Source organism: Alsobacter metallidurans, from assembly GCF_014636935.1.
Taxonomy (GTDB): domain Bacteria; phylum Pseudomonadota; class Alphaproteobacteria; order Rhizobiales; family Beijerinckiaceae; genus Alsobacter; species Alsobacter metallidurans.
This window is the reverse complement of record NZ_BMES01000001.1, coordinates 1162191-1183771: the sequence shown is the minus strand read 5'-3', so window position 1 is coordinate 1183771 and position 21581 is coordinate 1162191. Positions and strand designations below refer to the sequence as shown.

The following is a 21581-nucleotide window of genomic DNA, read 5'->3' as shown; positions in this document are numbered from 1 at the left end:
GGGGGGGGGGGGACGGCCCGAGGCAGGGTTGATGAGCGAGCCATCAGCCCGAGGTGGTGATCCTATAATTTAGGCCGCCGTCGAGAGTCGCCGGCCTGAAGGTTGGCGAGGCGCGGGGGCAAAATCGTCCTGACGACACGAACTGCCTGTCTGATAGGTTTCGACAGTTTCTCGAAGCTCACGAACCTGTTTGTTGAGCGCCTCTGCAGCGGCCGCGCTTTGATCGGCCATCTCGGCGTTCTGTTGCGTGATTTGATCCATGTGAGCGACGGCCTGGCTCATCTCATCGATGCCGTTGGACTGCTCGGACGCCGCAGTTGAAATCTCGGTCACAGTGGCGGCAACTGATTGAGTCGCTTGCACAATCGTCTCCAGCGTTTCTCCGGCTTTCCTGACGAGCTTTACGCCCTCGGCGACCTCAGCCCCCGATGCGCTGATCAGGCCAGTGATGTCCTTGGCGGCTTCGGAAGAGCGCTGGGCGAGCGTTCGCACCTCGGATGCCACGACCGCAAAGCCTTTGCCCGCCTCCCCAGCCCGGGCAGCCTCCACGGCTGCGTTAAGCGCGAGAAGGTTCGTCTGAAACGCTATCTCATCAATCACCCCGGTGATGTCGCTGATTTTGCGGGACGCCTGCTCGATCCGCGCCATGGCATCAACTGCCTGACGGACGATGTTGCCTCCGGCATCCGCGACCTCACTTGCGCCCTGGGCCGCTTCACGCGCCTGTTTCGACGCTGACGCAGTAGCCTTGACCGAGGCGGCCAACTCTTCTGTGGTGGCGGCCGTCTGTTCCAGCGAGGCAGCTTGCTGTTCGGTCCTGGCAGCCAGCTCGTGATTGCCGGTCGCGATCTCGGCCGAGGCTGTGGAGGCTGTTCGGGCTGAGTTCCGCACCTGGTCAACGACGCCCGCGAAGGTGTCCAACAGCTCGTTGACGCCATCGGCCAAGCTCTTCATCGGACCTGTTGCGTCGGTGCACTCCATCCGGGTGGTCAGGTCCTTGTTGCGGGTTGCCTCCACAACAGCAGCCGCGGCGCGTTCGATGCTCTGGATTGACCGGATCTGCTCCGTGATGTCGGTTGCGAACTTCACGATCTTGCAGGGCTTACCATCCGCATCGAACACAGGGTTGTAGCTGGCCTGGATCCAGATTTCTCGCCCACCTTTGCCCAGCCGCCTGTATTGCGCGGCGTCCGTTTCACCCCGGCGGAGCTTGTCCCAGAACTGCTGATACGAAGGCGACGAGCGCTCCGCCGGGTCCACGAACATGCTGTGATGCTTGCCTTTTATTTCGTCGAGTGAGTAGCCCACCACGTCGAAGAAGTTCTGGTTTGCCGTGATGACCTCCCCATCGAGGCCAAACTCGATGACGGCCTGAACGCGATCAATCGCCGCCAGCTTGCCTTCCATGTCGCGAGCCCGGTTGACTTGCGCCGTAATTTCCGACGCGAGCTTGACCACTTTAGTTGGCTTCCCCGAGGGATCAAGTACAGGCATGTAGCTGGCTTGCAGCCAGACGCCGCGGCCGCCTTTCGCGATCCGGCGATACTGGCCAGCATCGAACTCGCCGCAGTTCAGCTTGGCCCAGAACTGCTTGTATTCGCTGCTGTCGCGGTACACAGCCTCTGCAAACATGCTGTGGTGCTTGCCGACGATCTCGTCGATCGTGTAGCCCATCACGCGAAGGAAGTTCTCGTTCGCCTGGAGAATCTTGCCGCTAAGGTCGAACTCGATCATAGCTTGCGACCGATCGATAGCCTTCTCGATGCTGTTCTCACGAGCAAAAAAGCGATTCATCATTGGAATTGCTCCGACACTTCGGATGATAAAAAGCTATTTTAGTTAATAACGCTTTAGTCTGCTGTACGGCCCGATCAACACGACCCGGGATAGGGTCGCTGCTGGCGACGAGCGATTTCATCTTCAATCAGGTCCGCCGATTTCTCACCGTGGCCGCTTCCCTTGGAAGCGCTCGCCAATTAACATTAATGTTTAGGAATGTTTGATCTCGCGAATGGGTAAGCGCGAACTTCTCGATGGATCACGGCGTTGGCCGCTGTCATGTACCTCGGGAGCTTGAAATGAGAATATTGGTAATCGCTGCGGCTGCGTTCGTTGGGTTGGGAACAGTGGCGGCGAGCGCGCAAAGCGTGGACGTCAGGGTTCACCGCGACCGCGGCTTGCATCGTGGATGGGACCACAATCGCGGATTTGAGCGTCGGCATGAGATGCGCACGAGCCGGATGCACGGGTGCAAGACAATCATCATCAAGCGCGAAGGCATGACGAAGCGCATCAAAAAGTGCGGCTGAGCGACGTGTGACGCGAGAAAGCCGGGGTCATCTCCCGGCTTTTTCGCGCCTTATCCCCTCTGGCTCGCATTAATCCGGGATGAACAGCTCAGCCATTCAGCGTTCAGCCCGCCGATGTAGGGTGCGCCCTTGTTAGGAGCCTCCCATGCCCATATACAAAATCGGACTCGTTTCGAGAGATTTCCTCCACGGCGATGGAGTCGTTGAATTCGTCGCGGAGGTTGAGGGACTGACATTCTATGACGCCTGCCAAAGGCACGCGAACGCGAAGGCAGATTTTCGCGAAGGCTTTGATCCAAGCTCGATGATTTGCCGTGGGCAGAGGCTCGTTTCCCTTGATCATTACGCTCGGGAGAAGCTCAAGGCGCCCCTCTAGCACCTCGCTAAGCCAAGCCTTCACCGACGTTGGGTCTGACAGCGCCTTGAGCCACAACCTCAGCGTTTCATGACCTGTTTCCGTCAAGGTGGGGCCGGCATGCGGTCAACTCAGGCCTGCGACTTTGGGCTTTCGCTTCGTTGGAGGAGATCAGCTTCTTGGCTTCATGCAGTCTGCCAAGCGCAAGAGTTCGTAGGCGACACGCCGAGCTGTGTCGGGCTCCAGGAACACCACGGCTGTCGCCTCCTCAGAAACAGACGTGGCGGCCAGAACGATTGTCTCGCCGGCATGGACCATCGTGGTGGTCACAGTGACGAGTTCGCCGTAGTCATCCAAGTATTCCGCCACATGCCCTCGCATACGAAACAGCCGCCGACACCCCCAGTGTCGACGGCCGTTCGGAACGCCAGTTGGTTGCCTCACCGGCGCGTCTTCCCCCAGACCTTTGACGCGGATCATAAGGCAACGACGAGCACCTTGAAGTCGGGCGAACCCCATCCGGGATGTTACCTGCTCCTTTCGGAATAGGGGCTCGATCGCGGACGCGCGCTAACCGGCCCTTCACAGCCCTCGTGCGAATGCGGAGCAACGAAGGGGAGCTGATGTTTTCTGGTTCGGTGCTGATCGTTGACGATAGCCGCGCGGTGCAGCTCGTCGTGTCCAACTACCTGCGAGAAGCTGGCGTGGTGGATATCCAAACCGCGGCAAGCGTCGAGGCCGCGACCCGGATCATCCTCACAGCCAAGCCGTCGATCTTGCTTGCGATCGTTGATGTAAGCCTCGCTACCGCGCTTTCAGGCTTGGCGCTGTTAGCCAGCATCCGCGCAACCGAGAAGGTCCAGAAACTCCCCGTCGTGATCATGACCGGCAGGCACACGTCCGAAACCGCTTCTCGTTCAAAGGACCTTGATGCGGACGGCTATCTACTGAAGCCATTTGGACCCGAGGCTATCGCCTGTGTTGTCCGTGATCACCTGGCTAGATGCGGACCTGAGGAGGCTGCGGGGACGATGGATGATAAACGAGCGCCGCTCCAAGTTTCCGGGCGGGCTGCTCGTCGCTGAATTCGTGCAAGCCCGCTTATCAAACTCAGCTCGTACAGCGGGCGGGAGATCCGCATGCTCTCACACCTGCGAGGAGCTGACGCACTAAGGCTAAAAATAGCCCTTCGCACAGCGGCTTGGGCAGAAACGGGACACCCGGCGGCAGGGCGCTGGAAGGGAAGTCCGCTCCCGAGATCAAAATAATCGGGAGGCTTGGGCAAATGGCCCGTACCTCTAAGGCCAGCTCAGCACCAGTCATTTCGCCCGCAAGATGCATGTCCGAAACGACAATATCCGGTAGTTGGTCCTCATCCTCGAAATGGAGAAGTGCGGCTAGGCCGTCTGACTCATGCCGAACAATGTATCCGCTCCCCTCCAACAAATCTTTTATAACAAAGGCTCCAAATAAATCGTCCTCTACTAAAATAACTTTGTACATGCCGGCCCCTTGTGGCGATGCAAGCATCCCGCGAGATCTGGCTACAAAGCACGATCGTGAAAGCGTGCGCAATACGTACTTAAATTCGAACTAGCCGTTCGAAAAAATGCATCAGGCGTTTGTAACTGGGATTAGCAGCCTGCTCACATTGAGCGTCTGACGGGGTCCAGGTGATCGCGCTCGTTGCGCTCCAGAATGCTTACGAACGTCAGGCTCTCGGCGGCAAGGGCTTATCCACGACTGATCGCCAGTAAGCCCCAAAGGCTGAATGGACCGGAGCCCTCGTGTTTGGCCATCGCCTAGCACTCCGACCTCGCCCTTATGAGGTGAGGTCGGAATTCTGGGCGGCGGAAATCGTTCTACGATGAATGAGCTTTTGGTGCGGCCAAGGGGTAGCCGCAGAGCAACTCGGACGGCGGCCAACAACACCCCTCAACGCTGACGGCCGCCACCCTAAGTTGCCCCAAGCTCATACTGGGGATCGCTGTTTCCGTTCGCAAACGCAAAACTGCTCGTCGCGATCAAGCTGCCCGGCCAACAACTTCTGGCGGCGTCCCCTCACATACGGCAGCGGTAATCAGCTTTCGAAGCTCCGGCGTGTCGTGGTGGCCATGAACCGCGACGGCATGCTGGACGGCAGCCTCAACCAGTTCGCGCTCGGTGTCAGCCGAGATTGCGATGGTGCAGTTGATTTCACTCGGGATGCTGCGGCAGTCGATGTACTTGCGAGCCATTGTCTCCTCCCAAGGCACCTGCAAATGACGTACGCTGACGGCGAACCTTAACGCTTCAGCGATCCGAGGCGTACTAGCCGCGGGAGCTAAGCCTAGGCATCTGTGGCGCCAGGGCCGAAAAAAAGCCCCTGCAGCGGGGGCATGCTGCAGGGGCGGGTCGATACATGGATGATCAATCCAAACTTGCCTTAGCAACGAGCTTGGCCGGCTTGGGTTCCACCGATCCCTGAGCCACCTGAGTTCCAGAACTAAAATCCTTCCACGATGCGAATATCGCGCACGGCTCCGTCCCCAAGAAGCGCCAGTGCCGCCTGGTAGTCAGCGCTGTCGTGTGCGGCTTGAGCCTGAGCGACAGATTCGAACTCGATCACCACCGTGCGCTCGGTCTGGCCAGCCTCGTAGACCGCAGTGGGAATGCCGCGGACCAAGAATTTGCCGCCCGCGGCGATGATGGCCGGCCCGCCAATCTTAGCGTAGGCCGCTAGAGCATCCGGATTGCTGACGGAGCGATATGCTGCGACCCAATATGCCTTAGCCATGACCCTGCCCCTTCTTTGATTCAGTCGGCCAATTAAGTCATAGCTGACGCCGCATGTCATCGTTGCCGCCTTGAGCTAGAAAACGGGAAGCGAGCGCGGCCATGATGGTCGCGCACATGCGGTCGAACTGGCGGCTCTCGGCGAATGCGTCGCCTTTGAAGGCGAGCGGGCCGCTCAGGTGCTCGACGTAGGCCAGCAGTCCCCGAAGCGTAGTGGGCGTGACACCCAGTAGCGCTTCGAGCCCCGCCCTCTCGGTATCGCCGGCCGCCCCCTCCTCCTTCTCCGCTGAAGGAAGGCCAGATGCCTCCGAGGCATCGCGGATGGCTGCTTCTTGAGCCTCCAGATTGGCGCGAACGTCTGCCAGATCGCAGGTTCGGTGTGGGGCACAGGACGTGGCGGCTTGCTCCACCTCGGCCGACCCAGAAGCATAGACGGGATTGCTGGGGATGACGGCCTTCTTGCCGTCGACGACTATGACGCTCTGGCTCGTCCAGCCGACCGTAGCTCAACCGCTGCGCCTCCAGGGGCAACAGGACGTCGAACCGCTCCTCGACCGCGCTCACTGCGTCCAGGGTGGCTTCCCACGTCTGCCAAGTTGCCTTGTGGCCCACACTGGCGGCAAGCACGGGATCGGGGCTGTTGGCGATGCCGGCCCGCGCCGATGCGACGATCGCCCTTCGGGCGACAAGCGAAGCAGCGCGGCGGCGGGTCTTGTTCAAACAAGCGTCATCGTTCCGCGACATAGCGGTTTCTCCTATTGGAGTGGACCCACGATGTGGGGGATCAAGCTGGGCGGTTCGTCCGGCAATCGGCGATGTGACTGGCGATCATGCCGAGGTCCCGCAGGGCTCTAATGATAGGCAATTCGCGTCTAGCACGGCTGTAAGTACGAGCCTCGCGACTCACGCGTGTCGCGTGGATTAAGTGCCTGAATAATCCCAGGCAACTTACGATTGACCGCGCTTGTGAATAACCGGGCCAAGTCCTGATCGAATCCTAATATGAGCTATACTGAACCAATTCGGGCTGGTGATTGGGTTCGGTTGCCAGTCGATGATAACGTCTGTGGAGAGCAGTGGACTATGGATGAGCAACAGTTGCTCACTTTGCCTGAAGCTTGCACATCGCTGTTGCGCGGTCTGGTAAAGCCCGCCACGCTGCGTGCGGCCGCCTCTCGCGGCGAACTTACCCTGGAACGTTTGGGCCGGCGCGATTTTGTGACCCCGGCCGCCATCAACGAATGGAGATCACGGTGCCGCGTGTCTCGAAGCCGCCCCGACTCTGGCTTCGCCCGGCGCGAGGCGTCCGACACGCCACATGGCTCGTCCTCGATGACTCTCAGCAGTTCGCCACTGGATGCAGCGAGAGCGATCGTGAAGGCGCTGAAAGAGAACTCGCTGCGTACATCGCACGCAAGCACAGGCCGAAAGGCCCGCGCCATCCGGATCGCGTTCCGGTAGCCGACGTGTTGCGGCTTTACGCGATCGACATCGCGCCTCACACGGCGCGGCCAAAAGAAACGGCTATTCGACTGGCGGCGCTGCTGGACTGGTTCGGCAGCGATACGCTCGCCAAGATCACGGGCGCAGAATGCCGGGCTTACGCTGCGAAGCGCACGCCGAGCGCAGCGCGCCGCCAGCTCGAAGATCTGCGAGCCGCGATCAAGCACTACCACAAAGAGGGGTTCATTGAGAGCTCCCCCGCCGTGGTCCTGCCTGAGAGGGGGCAATCTCGCGAACGCTGGATGACGCGCGATGAAGCCGCACGGCTGCTCTGGACGGCATGGCGCTCGCAAGAAAAGCAGAGAGGGGACAGGACGCGGAAGTGGACGCGCCGGCATGTTGCCCGGTTCATCCTTGTTGGCCTCTACACGGGAACGCGCGCTGGTGCGATTTGCGCCGCCAAGTGGAGCCAGTTCGACCTTGACGCTGGCGTGTTTCATCGCAGGCCCGAAGGCGAGCGCGAGACGAAGAAACGCCGTCCGCCCGTAAGGCTGTCGCCACGTCTTCTCGCTCATCTGCGGAGGTGGCAGCGCCTTGGCGGGGCGCACCCGGTCGAATGGCACGGAGGACCTGTGAAGCGCGTCACAAAGGCATTTGAGGCGACCGCCAGAGATGCCAAGCTCAAGGCAGTGACGCCGCATGTTCTTCGCCACACGGCAGCGACCTGGCTGATGCAGGCAGGCGTTGATCTAGGTGAGGCTGCGCAGTTCCTCGGGATGACGACGCAGGTGCTGGAGAACACCTACTGGCACCATCATCCGGACTTCCAATCGAACGCTGCGCAGGCGATTGGGACAAAGAGTGGCCGGGCCAAAAGCGGGCCAATGAATAAACCGAATCTCGCCGGATCTGTCAGGAACGTTTCGTGAAGATCTTGGCCGTAAATAACTGGAATCGTTCGTTATGGACTTGAGCAACACACGTTCGGGACGAGGGGGTCGTAGGTTCGAATCCTATCGCTCCGACCATTTTACCTTTCACGAAAAGGGCCGCTCGCTTGGGCGGCCCTTTTCGTTGGGGCCTAGCCATTCCATGGTTGTGGGCGGATACTCCCTTAGCGTCCCGGGGCACTGCTCCGGCGGTCGCGGTCGGGAGGTCGCCATGGCGGAAGCCGACAAAGCGTTCACGGGTTCAATTCCCGAACTGTACGACCGGCATCTCGTCCCGCTGATCTTCGACATCTATGCGCGCGACATGGCGCGGCGGGTGAAAGCGATCGCGCCGTCGCGCGTGCTCGAAACGGCATGTGGCACCGGCGTCGTCACGCGCGCGATCGCGTCGGCGATCGAAGGCCCCATCCGGATCGTCGCGACGGACCTCAACCCCGGGATGCTGGACGTGGCGCAGGCCAGACTGGGAGACGACGACCGGGTCGAATGGCGCCAGGCCGACGCGCTGGCCCTGCCGTTTGAGGACGCGAGCTTCGACGTGGTGGTCTGCCAGTTCGGCGCCATGTTCTTTCCCGACAAGGTGCAAGGCTTTGCCGAAGCCCGGCGGGTGCTAGCGCCCTCCGGCGTGTTTCTGTTCAGCGTGTGGGATCGCATCGCCGAGAACGAGTTCGCTGACGTCGTGACCGCCGCGATGGCGGAGCTCTTCCCGGTGAACAGCCCGAACTTTCTCGCCCGCACGCCGCACGGACATCACGACGCGGGCGCGACTGAACGCGCCCTGCGCGACGCCGGCTTCGGCGAGGTGCAGATCGACGTCGTGAAGGCGGTGAGCCGGTCGGCGTCCGCGCAGGAGCCGGCTTACGCCTATTGCCAGGGCACGCCCCTGCGCAACGAGATCCTCGCCCAAGATCCCTCCGGCCTCGAACGCGCCACCCAGCATGCCGCCGCAGCCCTACGCCGCCGTTTCGGCGATGGCCCGGTCGAGGGCAAGATCCAGGCGCTTGTGGTGCGGGCGTCCAACCCGACGACGGCGGGATCACCAGGATAACAACCGCCATCCAACGGCTCTCCGGCGCGGGGTCGCGCCCCGCGCCCGGAGTTCCGAATTCCCGCCGCGGCCCCGTGGATCGTGATGAAGAGCGCGCACGACGCGCCTTGTCGGCTGGATGCCTCAGGTTGTGAAATCACGTTCAGTCTACAAGAAATTGCATTCATTTTCAGGGACTTAGCATTTATCGTTAACTCGAAATTAGCCATCCGCGCGGATAGTCCTCGTCAACCGCCGTCACCGACGGAGGCCCCTCCAGAAGGAGGGTTTTCGAGGAGAAACTCGTCATGCGTATCACGAACCTTCTAGGCGCGAGCGTGCTCGCCGCCGCCGCTTTCACGGCCCAGAACGCCAGCGCGTTCGTCGTCACGTCCAACGCGACCGTCACCGTGACGGCGACCGCCCTGCCGCCGGCCGCGACCTGCGCCTGGGGCACGGCCCCGGCCCCGACCTTCCCGCTCGGCAACTTCCAGAAGGCCGGCGACACGCCCGGCGCCAACAAGGGCGTCGCCGTCGCCATGCCGATCACCTGCACGGGCGCCGCCGCGACCGTGACGGTTTCGGCCGCCTCGCTCAATCTCGGCAAGCTGCAGTCGGGCGCCACCAACGCCTATTCGATCGCCTACGACTTCTGGCCCGGCGCCACGACGCTGCCCGCCACCGGCACGCCCCTGACGCTCAGCGCGACCCCGCAGGCGTTCCCGGCCACGATCGCGGCTGCCGCCGGCGTCGCCGCGAACGCCAACTTCTTCATCAACGTCAAGCCCACGACCCCGCTGGTCGCGATCGGCGCGCCCGCCAACATCACGGCGTCCACGCCGTTCACCGACACCATCACGCTGTCGGCCACCTACAACTAAGAGCCCGGACCCCAGCGATGACAAGCCCACGTTTTCCCCTCGCGGCACTGTGCCTGCTTGGTCTGGCGGCGCATGCCGAGGCCGCGGGAGTGTCCGTCACGCCTATCCTTCTGGAAGGCGCGGGGGGAGCCGCGACGTCGCTGACGGTCCGCAACAATGGCGACGCCCCGGCTTCGGTCGAGGCGAAGGTCATGGTGATGGAGCAGGACGGGACGCGCGAGCGTCTCGTCCCCGCCAGCCGGGTGGTGGTGTCGCCGCCCATCGCACAGTTGAAGCCGCGGCAGGATTATGTCTTCCGCGCCGTCCGGCTCGGTCAGGACCCGATCGTGGCGGAAGAAGCCTACCGGGTCGTGGTCACCGAATTGCCGTCCCGCGCACCAGGGCAAACCGGGGTCAGCGTCGCGTTGGCCCATGCGGTGCCGCTGTTCTTCACGCCAAGGACGGCGCAGCCCGCCGTGCTGACGTTCCGCGCCAGCGTCGGCCGCGGCGTCGTCACGCTGACGGCGTCCAACACGGGCGGGCGCCGCGCCCGCATCACCAACGTCAAGCTGTCCGACGGACGCGCGACGATCGATTTCGAGAAGGCGTCGCTCGGCTACGTGCTGGCGGGCGCCGGGATGTCCTGGTTGCGCCCCGCCCGCGGACTGGGCGCCGGCCCCTTGCGCATGACGGCTGAAACCGATGGAGGTCCGATCGATGTCAGGATCGACCCGGACCGTTAAGGCCGGCGTCGTTCTTCTTCTCATCGTTGGGCCCTTGTTCGAGTCGCGGGCCAGCCTAGCCGGGCCGGAGGAGCGAGACCTCCACCTCGAGGTATTGATCAACGAACGCCGCGACGCGACGATCGGCGCTTTCCATCAGACGGCGGACGGCCGTCTTACGGCCAAGCGCGCCGAGTTGCGCAGCATTGGCATCATTCCACCCGGTCGTGGCCAGGATGACGAGTCCGTCGACCTCGCCGCCCTGCCGGGCGTCACCGCCGTTTACGACGAGCCCAAGCAAACCATCGCTTTCAAGGTCAGCGATCCGACCCGCCTCGCACCCACTGTCGTGGACGCCGCCACGGCTGACGGCGTAGCCCCCTTCGAGCCGCCTCAATCGGGATGGGGCGCCGCCGTCAACTACCTCGTGTTCGGCTCCGCCCAGCAGACGAGCTGGGGCGCACGGCCGAATTTTGGCGGTGGGTCCATCAATTTCGATGCGCGCGCTTTCACGCCATACGGCGTGCTGGAGCAATCGGCCATCCTGGGCACGACCACGATGCGGCAGGCGGACGCCGTGCGCCTCGACACCCGTTTCACCTACACGGACGCGGAGCGAATGCTCACCGCCCAGGCCGGCGATGTCTTGACGGCGGGGCCCTCCTGGGCGCGGCCGCTGCGGTTGGGCGGCGTGTCGCTGCGCAAGGACTACGCGCTGCGGCAGGACATCGTGACCGGGGCGTTGCCGGTGCTGAACGGAACCGCCGCAGCTCCCTCCACGGTGGACGTGTTCGTGAACGGCGTGAAGACCTATTCGCGCGACGTCCCGGCCGGCCCGTTCTCGCTCGCCAACGTGCCGGGCGTGAGCGGCGCCGGCGCGGCCCAGGTGGTGCTGCGGGATGCGACGGGGCGCGAGATCCGAACCTCCCTGCCGTTCTTCACGTCGTCCCGGCTGCTGAAGGAAGGCGTGTTCGACTATGCGGGCGCTCTCGGATTCGCGCGCTACGGTTACGCCACCGCGGGCACCACCTATGGCAAGGACCCGCTCGGCGTAGCGGCCGCACGCTATGGCGCGACGGACTGGCTGACGCTGGAGACCTACAACGAAGGCGGGGCGGGCCTCGGCAATGTCGGCGTCGGCGGATACGCCAATGTCTTCGACCTTGGCGTGCTGTCGCTCGCGGCCCGCGCCAGCCGCTTGGCCGGCGCGCGGGGTTACCAGGGCTACGCTTCCTTCGAGACGCGTCTCGGGCCGTTTTCGATCAATGGCGCCGTTCAGCAGAGCTTCGGCGACTTCCGCGACCTCGCGGACGTCACGGCGCGCCTTTATCGGCCCGGCAAGGTCCGCTCGGTCGAGTTCTACGACACCGTGGATCCCAGCTTCGGATATACGGCCCCCAATACGCCCCTGCGCTCCGCGCAACGACTCTCGGTGTCGACGGCAGGCCCCTGGACCGGATCCAGCATCGGCGTGAGCGCAGTGCGCCAGACCTATGACGGTCGCGCGTCATCGAGCATCCTGAGCGCGCAGGTGAACCAGCAGTTCGGGCCCGACTGGTCTCTTTTCGCGTCGAGCTTCGTGGATTTCGGCAAGAGCCGGACAATGGGCGTCTTCGCCGGGCTGAGCGTCGTATTGGGTCCGACCGACATGGTCACGGCCGGCGGTTCCGTGGTGAACGGGGCCGCCCAGGCCAACATCCAGGCGCAACGGCAGATCGGCTCCGAGAACGGCAGCTATGGCGCCCGGGTGAACCTGGCCCAGGGACAATCCAGCGCGCCCGGCTACGGGGCGGGCCTCGGCTATCAGTCGGAGTATGGCCGCGCCGCCGTGAACGGCGATCATCAGCGCGGCTCCAGCAACCTCAACGCCGAATGGGAAGGCGCCATCGTGGCCATGCCGCAGGGCGTCGCCGCCACGCGGCGGATCGAGGACAGCTTTGCGCTGGTGAAAGCCGGCGCGCCCGGCGTCGAGATCTCGCATGAAGGCCGCGCGGTGGGCCGCACGGACCGCTGGGGGAACGTCGTCGTGCCCGGGCTCTTCGCCAACGCGCCCAACGCCATTGGGGTGAACCCCGAGACGCTGCCGGCATCGACCTCCCTCGCCGAAACCAGCGCGCGCGTGACGCCGGCCTACCGGTCCGGCGTGGTCGTGAACCTGCAACCCACCTCGGAGGCCAACGTCGCGATGGTGACGCTCAAGGATGAAGCCGGCAGGATCCTGGAGCCCGGGTCCGTCGGAGCGCTGGAAGACGGCCAGCCTTTCGTGGTCGGCACCGAGGGCCGCGCCTATATGCGCGGCCTCCAGGCCAGCAATCTGGCGGTGGTCGATCTCGGCGGCAAATCGTGCAGGGCTTCCTTCGCGTATCAGCCGCAGCCGGACCGCATGGTCCAGATCGGCCCTGTCACATGCCGCTGAGCCTGCCAAGACTTCTGCTCGGGCTGTTGGCGTGGATCGCCTGGGGCGCGCCGGTTTTCGCCCAGACGTGCCAGGCCACCGTCGAGCCGGTGCTGTTCCAGGTCTACAACGCCAGCGCGCCGATCCACATGGCGGTGAACACGCGCGCGGCCGTGACCTGCAGCCAGGGCCGGCCCGGGACTTCTCTGCGCGTGTGCCTCCTGTCCCGCCAAACGGCGCTTTCCGGAGACGCCACCGTGCTGTTCACCGATCCGGGCGCGGCGGTGACGTTCGACGCGCGCGGCCAGTCCGCCGCCAGCATCGAGACGCGCGCCCAACTGATCGGACGCGTGCAGGGGGCCAACGGCCAGCGGATGGTCAGGCCGGTCGCAGAGTTCCTGGCCGTGTCGCTGGTGGACAAGGGCGCACCCTGCGTGCCGATCGCGGCGGCCGCCGTTCCGGTGTCTGGCATGCTCAGCTTCGCTTTCTCGGATATCTGCAGCGCGGGCGTGGACTCGGCGATGGACTTCGGGACCATCGACACCAAGGCGGCGCGCGTACTTGGGCAGGCCCGCATCTGGGCGCTGTGCACGGCTGGAACCGCCTACCAGATCTACCTGTATTCCCTGCTCGCCAACGCCGAGAACCCGGCGCAGCGCAAGATGACGAACGGGGCGCAATCGATCCTCTACGGCATCTACAAGGACGCGAATTGCGCCCAGCCCTGGGGCTGGACGCGCGACGTTGACACGGTGGCGGCGGTGGGGAACGGTGATCTCCAGCGCTACACGGTGTTCGGCTGCATCTTCCCCAAGGGTCAATCCATTGCGCCCGGCACCTACAAGGACACGATCTCGGTCACGATCGCCTACTAGCGCATGCGACGTTCCGCCGCATAAGCAGCGCTGCTGACTTGAGCCAGCGCATAGCGCGAGGCATCGTCCGACGGCTCCAGGATGCGGGTTCGAGGTCCACCGCCAAGGGTTCGGGAGCACGCCTGGTCAACGATCTCCACCGGGCAGAATTCACGACGATCTGGAGGGGGACAGCCAGCGCATTGTGAATTCGGCAGAGTGGTCCTCGGTCTCCACCACATTGGTTCTCCCAGACGTCAGCCCGGTCATCGAGACCCACCGGGCGCCCCATCCGCGATGCGCCCGCGGCATCCCGCCCCCGCGACGACGCGCCAGGCGACAGGCCGGCGCGGCGTCTGCCGGGCTCAATCCAATCTGAAGTTGCACATGGGTCGGCGCCGGACGTCGAAAGCGTGGACTCCTCGCTTGCAGGCGCGCACGGGCCTTGACGAGTCAGCCGCGCGGATGCCCGGTGGGGGCGACACAATACGCTCCCGACCGTACGACCCAAGGAGGCGCCCATGAGACGCAATCGCCGCGCGAAGATCGTCGCCACCCTCGGCCCGGCCAGCTCCAGCGAGGAGATGATCCGCAAGCTGTTCGAGACCGGCGTGGACGTGTTCCGGCTGAATTTCAGCCATGGCAGCCACGAGGACCACCGGGCGCGCCACACCATCATCCGCAACCTCGAGAAGGAATACGGCTACCCGATCGCGGTGCTGCAGGACCTGCAGGGCCCGAAGATCCGCCTCGGGGCCGTGCCGGGCGGCCGCGTGCTGCTGGAGGCCGGGCAGATGATCCGGCTCGCGCTCGCCAAGACATCGGACGATCCGGCCGTGCTGCCGCTGCCGCACAAGGAGATCTTCGACGCCGCCATGCCGGGCAACAACCTCCTGGTGGATGACGGCAAGGTGCGCCTGCAGATCGAGCGGCTGGGCGCCGACACCATGGACTGCCGCGTGATCACGGGCGGGCCGGTGACGGACCGCAAGGGCGTCAACGTCCCCGACACGCTCCTCGACCTCTCGCCCATTACCGAGAAGGACAAGGCCGACCTCGCTTTCGGGCTGGAGCTGGGCGTCGACTGGGTGGCCTTCTCGTTTGTCCAGCGCCCGTCCGACATCATGGACGCGCACCAGCTCGTGGGCGGCCGCGCCGGCGTGATGGCCAAGATCGAGAAGCCGGCGGCGCTCGCCAGCATCAACGACATCGTCTCGCTGTCGGACGCCATCATGGTGGCGCGCGGCGACCTCGGCGTCGAGATCCCGCCCGAGGACGTGCCGGGCGCGCAGAAGGACCTCGTGCGACTGTGCCGCCTCGCCGGCAAGCCGGTGATCATCGCGACCCAGATGCTCGAATCCATGATCAGCGCGCCGACGCCCACCCGCGCCGAGGCGTCCGACGTCGCCACCGCGATCTATGACGGCGCGGACGCCGTGATGCTGTCGGCCGAGTCGGCCTCCGGCCAGTACCCGCTGCAGGCCGTGGAGACGATGGACCACATCATCGCCCGCACCGAGAGGCACGGCAGCTACCCGCCGATCATCGAGGCGCTGAAGCCCGCCATCGAGGCGCTGCCCCAGCACGCCATCGCGGGCGCGGCGGCCGAGATCGCCAACGCGATCGGGGCGGCCGGCATCGTGGCGTTCACGTCCAGCGGCACCACGGCCTACCGCATCGCCCGCCAGCGGCCCTTCGTGCCAATCCTGTCGATCACGCCGTCGGCCGGCACCTCGCGCCGCCTCGCGCTGCTCTGGGGCTCTTACAGCGTCCAGTCGGACGACGTCACGACCTACAAGGAGATGGTCGCCCAGGCGGTCACGCAGGCCAAAGCGGTGGAGTTCGCCAAGCCGGGCGAAACCATCGTAGTGGTCGCCGGCGTGCCCTTCGGCAAGGCGGGAAGCACCAACAACATCCGGGTGGTGACGGTTTAGGGGAGCGCGTCGCGGTTCTGTAGCGCCCTGCCCTTTAGACGTTCATCGGGACAGCACGTCATCGCCCCATGAGGCCGCCCTCCCCAGCCTCCCCTTGAGGGGGAGGGCCGCCGCGCAGCGGCGGGGTGGGGTGACGCCGGGCGATCGCCACGCCGGCTCAGCGTTGCGTTTTTTTGGCTCAAAGCGAGCGGGGCCCGGGCTGCACCCCACCCCGCCGGGCTTCGCCCGTCGACCCTCCCCCTCAAGGGGAGGGTGGGCTGCGGTCGGTTTCAGAGGGTCTAGTCGAAGATGCCCTCGCTGTGGGCTTCCACGTAGGCGGCGAGCGCCAGGGTGTGGTTGCGCGAGAGGCGCTCCGCCAGCTCCATGTCGCGCTTCTCCAGCGCGTCGATAATGCCGAGGTGGTCGCTCATGGAGCGCGTGGCGCGGTCGTCGCGCCCGATGGTGATCTGCCGGATGCCGCGGACGTGGAGGACGATGTTGTCGGTCAGGTCGGCCAGTAGCTTGGAGCCCGAGAGGCGGATCAGGGTCTGGTGAAAGGCGAGGTTCGCGGCCGAGTATTCGCTCGGATAGTCGGCCGGCTTGTGGCCCTCGCCGAAGCCGCTGAAGATCTGGCGCAGGGAGCCAATCTCGGCGTCGCTGGCGCGCTCGATCAGGAGGCGCACCGCCATGCTCTCCAACGCCGCCCAGGCCTGGATCATCTCGATCACTTCGCGCTTGGTCTTGCGCAGCACCATGATGCCACGGCGCGGCAGGGACTTGACGAAGCCCTCCTGCTCCAGCATCGCGACAGCCTCGCGCACCGGCGTGCGGCTCACGCCCATGCGCTCGGAGAGCTGGCGCTCGTCGATCCAGGTCGGCTCCGGGGACGCATAGATGTCCATGCCGATGATGGCCTGCTTCAGCGCCCCATAGACACGCGTCTTGTAGGTCGCCTCGGGGGCGAAGCGTTCGAGCACCAGTTCCGGCGCCGGCGCATCCGCAACAGGCCAGCGAGCGGGAGCTTTCACCGACGAACCTCCATCTTGAGCATAGGCCCGCTTTAAGTGGGTGATGGAGAGGCGTTTGTCGAGTGTGAGGTTGTGTGAAGACGCCTGACGGCCGCAAGAGGGACCGCAACGAGCCCCCTCTCCCTGGAACAGGGAGAGGGGGCTGGGGTGAGGGCGGTGGGGCCCCTCCCCTCATCCGGCTTCGCTTCGCTCAGCCACCTTCTCCCCGTGCCGGGGAGAAGGGTACAGGCTCAGCCCTTCAGCACTTCCACGAGCGTCTTGCCAAGCCTTGCCGGCGACGGCGAGACGCGGATGCCGGCGGCCTCCATGGCGGCGATCTTGTCCTCGGCGCCGCCCTTGCCGCCCGAGATGATCGCGCCGGCGTGGCCCATGCGGCGGCCGGGAGGCGCCGTGCGGCCGGCGATGAAGCCCACGGTGGGCTTCTTGCGCCCGCGCCTGGCCTCGTCGGCCAGGAACTGCGCCGCGTCCTCCTCGGCCGAGCCGCCGATCTCGCCGATCATGATGATCGACTCGGTGGCGGGGTCGGCCAGAAACATCTCCAGCACGTCGATGAACTCCGTGCCCTTCACGGGATCGCCGCCGATGCCGACCGCGGTGGTCTGGCCCAGCCCCTCGAGGCTCGTCTGGAACACGGCCTCGTAGGTCAGCGTGCCCGAGCGCGAGACGATGCCGACCTTGCCCTTCTTGAAGATGTTGCCCGGCATAATGCCGATCTTGCAGGCGCCGGCCGTCATCACGCCCGGGCAGTTCGGGCCGATGAGGCGGGACTTCGAGCCCTGCAGCGCCCGCTTCACCTTCACCATGTCGAGCACCGGGATGCCCTCGGTGATGCAGACGATGAGCGGGATCTCGGCCGCGATGGCCTCGCAGATGGCGTCCGCGGCGCCCGGCGGCGGCACGTAGATCACGCTGGCGTCCGCGCCCGTGGCCTCGCGCGCCTCCATCACGGTGTCGAACACCGGCAGGCCGAGATGCGTCGCCCCGCCCTTCCCGGGCGAGGTGCCGCCGACCATCTTCGTTCCGTACGCGATAGCCTGCTCGGAATGGAAGGTGCCGTTCTTGCCCGTGAAACCCTGGCAGAGCACCTTGGTGCTGGCGTCGATGAGGACGGACATTATGCGGCCTCCTGCTGGCGAACGGCCTTTACGATCTTCTGGGCCGCGTCGTCGAGATCATCAGCGGACACGACGTTGAGGCCGGACTCGGCCAGGATCTCCTTGCCCTGCTCCACATTCGTGCCTTCCAACCGCACCACCAGCGGCACCGTCAGCCCCACATCCCGCACCGCCGTCACCACGCCGGCCGCGATCACGTCGCAGCGCATGATGCCGCCGAAGATGTTGACCAGGATGCCCTTCACATTGGGATCGGCCGTGATGATCTTGAACGCCGCCGTCACCTTCTCCTTGGTGGCGCCGCCGCCGACGTCGAGGAAGTTGGCCGGGCTCTCGCCGTAGAGCTTGATGATGTCCATGGTGGCCATGGCCAGCCCGGCGCCGTTCACCATGCAGCCGATCGTGCCGTCCAGGGTAATGTAGTTGAGGTCGTACTTGGAGGCCTCGACCTCCTTGGCGTCCTCCTCGGTCTCGTCGCGCAGGGCCGCGACGTCCTGGTGGCGGAACAGCGCGTTGTCGTCGAAGCTCACCTTGGCGTCGAGGCAACGCAGCTTGCCGTCCTGGGTGACGATCAGCGGGTTGATCTCCAGCATCGCCATGTCCTTGCCGACAAAGGCGCGATAGAGCTTTTCGGTAAGGTCGCCGGCCTGCTTGGCGAGATCGCCGGAGAGCCCCAGCGCCTTGGCGACGCGCCGGCCATGCAGCGGCATAATTCCGGTGGCGGGGTCGACCGAGAAGGTGACGATCTTCTCAGGGTGGGAGTGGGCCACCTCCTCGATGTCCATGCCGCCTTCGGTGGAGACCACGAAGGCGACCTGCGCGGTGGTGCGGTCAACCAGCATCGAGAGGTAGAACTCGCGGTCGATCAGCGAGCCGTCCTCGATGTAGACGCGGTTGACCTGCTTGCCGGCCTCGCCGGTCTGCACCGTGACGAGCGTCTTGCCGAGCATCTCGCGCACGAACTGCCGGGCTTCGTCCGCCGAGCGGGCGAGACGCACGCCGCCCTTGTCGCCGGCCTCGGGCTCCTTGAACTTGCCCTTGCCGCGCCCGCCGGCGTGGATCTGGGATTTCACGACCCAGACGGGGCCGCGCAGTTGCTTCACGGCGGTTTCCGCATCCTCGGCCTTCAACACCGGGACGCCGTTGGGGACGGGAACGCCGAACTCTCTGAGCAGGCTCTTGGCCTGGTATTCGTGGATGTTCATGGCGACCTCCTTGGGAGGCAAGGGGAAACGGATGGCGCGAGAAGGATACGCCTCTCCCGTCATGGCCGGGCGGGTCCCGGCCATCCGCGCCTTGCGGCGCCGCGTGGTGGGCCAGGACGAGCCAGGCCATGACAGTGAAGAGGGTTCGGCTCAGCCGTCGGCGATCGACCTGCCTACGGCTGAGCTGGCCTGCGGCTTACTTGCCGAGCAAACCCGCCGAGCGGGCCCACTTGTACTTGGCGCCGAGCACCTCGACGGGCGTCTCGGTGGTGTACGGGTAGGCCACCACGCCGCGCTCGTAGAGATACTGGCAGGCTTCCTCGACCTGCACGTCGCCGACCAGCGAGGCGACCACCGGCTTGTCGATGCCCTTGGCGCGGAACTCCTCCACCACTTCGCCGACCAGCTTCGCGAACACCATCGGGGGCGTCACGATCGTGTGCCAGTAGCCCAGGATCAGCGAGTGGATGCGATCGTCCTCGAGGCCGAGCCGGATGGTGTTCTGGTAGGTCTTGGGCGGCTCGCCGCCCGTGATGTCGACCGGGTTGCCGGCCGCGCCGAAGGGCGGGATGAACTTGCGGAAGGCCGCGTCGAGGTCGTCCGGCATCTTCATCAGCGTGAGGCCGTTGTCGAAGCAGGCGTCCGACAGGAGAACGCCCGAGCCGCCCGCGCCCGTGATGATCACCACGTTCTCGCCCTTGGGCGTCGGCAGCACCTGCACGCCGCGGGCGTATTCGAGCATGGAGCGCAGGCTCGGGGCGCGGATCACGCCCGCGGCCTTCAGCACGTCGTCATAGATCTTGTCGTTGCCGGCCAGCGCGCCCGTGTGGGACGCGGCGGCGCGGGCGCCATAGGCCGTGCGGCCGGCCTTCAGCATGATCACGGGCTTCTTCTTGGAAACGCGCGAGGCGACCTCCGAAAAGGCGCGGCCGTCCTTCAGGTCCTCGCAGTGCATGGCGATGACCTTGGTGTTGTCGTCCTGCTCGAAGAAGGTGAGCAGGTCGTCCTCGTCCAGGTCCGACTTGTTGCCGAGGCCGACGATGGCAGACACGCCCATCTTGGTGGAGCGCGCGAAGCCGATGATCGACATGCCGACGCCGCCCGACTGCGACGAGAGCGCGGCGTGGCCCTTCACGTCGAAGGCCGTGCAGAAGGTCGCGCAGAGGTTTTCCGGCGTGTAGTAGAAGCCGTAGATGTTCGGGCCCATGACGCGGACATTGTGCTTGCGCGCCATGGCGAGCAGCTCGTCCTGCAGGGGCTGGTTGTCAGTCTCGGCGAAGCCGGACGGGATCATCACCGCGCCGGGCACGCCCTTCTGGCCGACTTCGTCCATGGCGGCGACGCACAAGTGCGCGGGCACGGCGAACACCGCCACGTCCACCACGCCGTCATAGTCCAGGATGGACTTGTAGGCCTTCACGCCCTCGATCACGTCGGCCTTGGGGTGCACCGGCACGATGGTGCCCTTGTAGCCGCCGTTGATGAGGTTCTTCATCACCGAGTTGCCGATCTTGCCGGCCTCGTTGGAGGCGCCGATCACCGCGACCGCCTTCGGCTTGAAGATGCGGTTGGTGGCGCGCAGGATCTCGGTCTGGTCCGGACGGTAGCGCTGCGTGTGGGACTCAAAGTCCACCACGATGCGGGCGTCCACGGCCGTGGCGCCCTTGGCGGTCGCGAACACCGGGTTGAGGTCGAGTTCGCTGATCTGCGGGAAGTCCTCCAGCAGGGCCGAGACGTTGACGAGGATCTTGGCGAGCGCCGCGCGGTCCACCGGCTCGGAGCCGCGGACGCCGTTCAGCATCTCCTGCGCCTTGATGCTGTTCAGCATGTCGGTCGCCTGGGCGTTGTCCACCGGGGCGAGCCGGAAGGTAAGGTCCTTCAGCACCTCCACCAGCACGCCGCCGAGGCCGAAGGCCACGAGCTTGCCGAAGGACGGGTCCGTGATGGCGCCGACCAGGGTCTCGATGGCGCCGGAGGGCAGCATCTGCTGCACCTGCACGCCCTCGATCTTGGCGTCGGCCTTGTAGTTCTTGGCGTTGGCGAGAATCTTGTCATAGGCCGCGCGGGCCTCGTCGCCGGACTTCACGCCAACGATGACGCCGCCAGCGTCGGTCTTGTGCAGGATGTCGGCGGAGACGATCTTCATCACCACCGGGAAGCCCATGCCGGAGGCGAGCGTCACGGCCTGGTCGGCCGAGGTGGCGAGGCCTTCCTGCGGGAGGGGAATCTGGTAGGCGTCGCAGACGCGCTTGGCCTCGGGGGCCGTCAGGGCGGTGCGGCCGTCGGCCTTCACCTCGTCGAGCACCGTGCGCACTGCGGCTTTATCGAAGCTCATGGGCATCCTCCCGTCGGATGTTATCGTTGATGGCGTAGGGCCTGCGGCCCTGTGTGTCGCCTGGCGCGTCGCCCCTTATGAGGCTGGTCATCGCTGGTGCTTGGTATTTGGCATGCCAAGCGAGTGAACTGTCAAGGGGTCTGGCGCGCTCTTTTTCGAGCGGGCGCGCTACGGCCCGGATCGGGGGCGCGAAAGGCCCGTTTTTGCGAGCCCGAGGCGGGACAACGCAGCTCATCGGCCCGGCTTCCCGACTGTAGAGCGTCCCCTTCGGCTCGCAACGGCGAAGAGGAGGTGA

General features: G+C 65.1%; 18 protein-coding genes. 8 read left to right on the top strand and 10 right to left on the bottom strand.

Features of this window, described 5'->3' with window-relative positions:
- Positions 1-69: 69 nt before the first annotated feature.
- Both IEV99_RS05165 and IEV99_RS05160 read right to left on the bottom strand, forming a co-directional pair.
- Entirely contained in the window at positions 70-1797 is a 1728-nt protein-coding gene (locus IEV99_RS05165) for a methyl-accepting chemotaxis protein (protein ID WP_188516620.1), read from the bottom strand.
- Between the two features lie 1038 nt (positions 1798-2835).
- Positions 2836-3033, bottom strand: a complete 198-nt coding sequence (locus IEV99_RS05160; protein ID WP_188516619.1) for a hypothetical protein — start codon at positions 3031-3033, stop codon at positions 2836-2838.
- A 254-nt stretch (positions 3034-3287) separates the two neighbouring features.
- On the opposite strand from IEV99_RS05160, the gene IEV99_RS05155 reads away from it, so the two are divergent.
- Entirely contained in the window at positions 3288-3749 is a 462-nt protein-coding gene (locus tag IEV99_RS05155; RefSeq protein ID WP_188516618.1) for a response regulator, read from the top strand.
- A 25-nt stretch (positions 3750-3774) separates the two neighbouring features.
- On the opposite strand, the gene IEV99_RS05150 is transcribed toward IEV99_RS05155, so the two are convergent.
- The 4 genes from IEV99_RS05150 to IEV99_RS05135 all read right to left on the bottom strand — a co-directional run bounded on the left by IEV99_RS05150 (position 3775) and on the right by IEV99_RS05135 (position 5849).
- Entirely contained in the window at positions 3775-4167 is a 393-nt protein-coding gene (locus IEV99_RS05150; RefSeq protein ID WP_188516617.1) for a response regulator, read from the bottom strand.
- 521 nt (positions 4168-4688) lie between these two features.
- Entirely contained in the window at positions 4689-4901 is a 213-nt protein-coding gene (locus tag IEV99_RS05145) for a DUF1059 domain-containing protein (RefSeq protein WP_188516616.1), read from the bottom strand.
- Between the two features lie 248 nt (positions 4902-5149).
- Positions 5150-5440, bottom strand: coding sequence for a DUF1330 domain-containing protein (locus tag IEV99_RS05140; protein ID WP_188516615.1), 291 nt, complete (start codon positions 5438-5440; stop codon positions 5150-5152).
- A 37-nt stretch (positions 5441-5477) separates the two neighbouring features.
- On the bottom strand, positions 5478-5849 hold the full coding sequence (locus tag IEV99_RS05135) for a hypothetical protein (RefSeq protein ID WP_188516614.1): 372 nt from the start codon (positions 5847-5849) through the stop codon (positions 5478-5480).
- 831 nt (positions 5850-6680) lie between these two features.
- On the opposite strand from IEV99_RS05135, the gene IEV99_RS05130 reads away from it, so the two are divergent.
- From IEV99_RS05130 to pyk, 7 genes are all read left to right on the top strand, one after another.
- Positions 6681-7811, top strand: coding sequence for a tyrosine-type recombinase/integrase (locus tag IEV99_RS05130; protein ID WP_244643569.1), 1131 nt, complete (start codon positions 6681-6683; stop codon positions 7809-7811).
- Positions 7812-8043: 232 nt separating this feature from the next.
- A complete protein-coding gene (locus IEV99_RS05125) occupies positions 8044-8880 on the top strand; it encodes a class I SAM-dependent methyltransferase (protein WP_188516613.1) in 837 nt (278 codons plus the stop codon).
- Positions 8881-9167: 287 nt separating this feature from the next.
- The gene (locus tag IEV99_RS05120; protein WP_188516612.1) at positions 9168-9740 is read left to right on the top strand and encodes a hypothetical protein; all 573 of its coding nucleotides are present in this window, start codon (positions 9168-9170) and stop codon (positions 9738-9740) included.
- A 17-nt stretch (positions 9741-9757) separates the two neighbouring features.
- The gene (locus IEV99_RS05115) at positions 9758-10462 is read left to right on the top strand and encodes a fimbrial biogenesis chaperone (protein WP_188516611.1); all 705 of its coding nucleotides are present in this window, start codon (positions 9758-9760) and stop codon (positions 10460-10462) included.
- Positions 10437-12857: a fimbria/pilus outer membrane usher protein gene (locus IEV99_RS05110; RefSeq protein WP_188516610.1), complete on the top strand. Its 2421-nt coding sequence runs from the start codon at positions 10437-10439 to the stop codon at positions 12855-12857. Before IEV99_RS05115 ends, IEV99_RS05110 begins: the two co-directional genes overlap by 26 nt.
- Positions 12848-13711: a Csu type fimbrial protein gene (locus tag IEV99_RS05105; protein ID WP_188516609.1), complete on the top strand. Its 864-nt coding sequence runs from the start codon at positions 12848-12850 to the stop codon at positions 13709-13711. Before IEV99_RS05110 ends, IEV99_RS05105 begins: the two co-directional genes overlap by 10 nt.
- Positions 13712-14211: 500 nt before the next feature.
- A complete protein-coding gene (gene pyk / locus IEV99_RS05100) occupies positions 14212-15624 on the top strand; it encodes a pyruvate kinase (RefSeq protein WP_188516608.1) in 1413 nt (470 codons plus the stop codon).
- Between the two features lie 278 nt (positions 15625-15902).
- On the opposite strand, the gene IEV99_RS05095 is transcribed toward pyk, so the two are convergent.
- From IEV99_RS05095 to IEV99_RS05080, 4 genes are all read right to left on the bottom strand, one after another.
- Positions 15903-16631: a GntR family transcriptional regulator gene (locus tag IEV99_RS05095; RefSeq protein ID WP_188516607.1), complete on the bottom strand. Its 729-nt coding sequence runs from the start codon at positions 16629-16631 to the stop codon at positions 15903-15905.
- A 230-nt stretch (positions 16632-16861) separates the two neighbouring features.
- Entirely contained in the window at positions 16862-17746 is an 885-nt protein-coding gene (sucD, locus tag IEV99_RS05090) for a succinate--CoA ligase subunit alpha (protein ID WP_188516606.1), read from the bottom strand.
- On the bottom strand, positions 17746-18951 hold the full coding sequence (gene sucC, locus IEV99_RS05085) for an ADP-forming succinate--CoA ligase subunit beta (RefSeq protein ID WP_188516605.1): 1206 nt from the start codon (positions 18949-18951) through the stop codon (positions 17746-17748). The genes sucD and sucC overlap by 1 nt, the downstream gene beginning before the upstream one ends.
- Before the next feature lie 196 nt (positions 18952-19147).
- Entirely contained in the window at positions 19148-21286 is a 2139-nt protein-coding gene (locus IEV99_RS05080) for an acetate--CoA ligase family protein (protein ID WP_188516604.1), read from the bottom strand.
- Positions 21287-21581: the final 295 nt, after the last annotated feature.